Raw genomic sequence first — 713 nt, 5'->3', positions numbered from 1 at the left:
GACAACGGGGGGGCTGGGCAGCCCGGTCGGCGCGGTGCTGGGCGCGGTGATCATCGGCATTATCGAGAACATCATCGTGCTGTTCGGCATCTCGCCTTACTGGCAGTCGATCGTCAGCGGCGGGATCGTCGTGCTGGCCATTTCCTTTGATTCGCTGGCGCGGCGCTACATCCATCGCGATGCGTAGGCGCACGGGCATTTCCTGACAGCAGGGAGACATGACAATGACCAGAATTTGCGGTGATGCTTCCGAATTCGCCCTCTCGGCGCTGCATGGCTACAGCCTGGCCAACCGCCACCTAGTGCGCATGGTGCGCGGTGGGGTCGTGCGGGCCACGCCGGGCCGGGCGGGCAAGGTGGCGGTGGTGGTAGGTGGTGGCTCCGGCCACTATCCCGCCTTCAACGGTTATGTCGGCGCCGGATTTGCCGATGCCGCGGTGGCGGGGGATATTTTCGCCTCCCCCTCCACGCAGGCGATCCACGCCGTGGCGCGCAGGGCGGAACGTGGCGGCGGGGTCATACTCGGGTTCGGGAATTACGCGGGCGATGTGCTGAACTTCGGCATCGCCGCCGACCGCCTGCGGGAAGCCGGAATTGACACCCGCCTGCTCGCCACCACCGATGACGTGGCCAGCGCGGACGCATCCGATGCGGCGCGCAGGCGCGGTGTCGCGGGGGATCTCGCGGTTTTCAAGATCGTGGGGGCGGCGGCG

Annotated in this window: 1 protein-coding gene and 1 pseudogene; both read left to right on the top strand. The window is 67.3% G+C overall.

Annotated elements, in window-relative coordinates; translation table 11 throughout:
- Positions 1-187 (top strand): annotated as a pseudogene (locus tag JCM25156_RS26435) (ABC transporter permease); the annotation flags it as partial.
- A gap of 37 nt (positions 188-224) precedes the next feature.
- Positions 225-713 (top strand): dihydroxyacetone kinase subunit DhaK (locus JCM25156_RS26430; RefSeq protein ID WP_199898888.1); only part of this gene is annotated, 489 nt, incomplete at its 3' end.

This window comes from Komagataeibacter kakiaceti JCM 25156, assembly GCF_000613305.1.
Note: the sequence above shows the minus strand (reverse complement) of the source record. Positions and strands in the feature narration are given on the sequence as shown.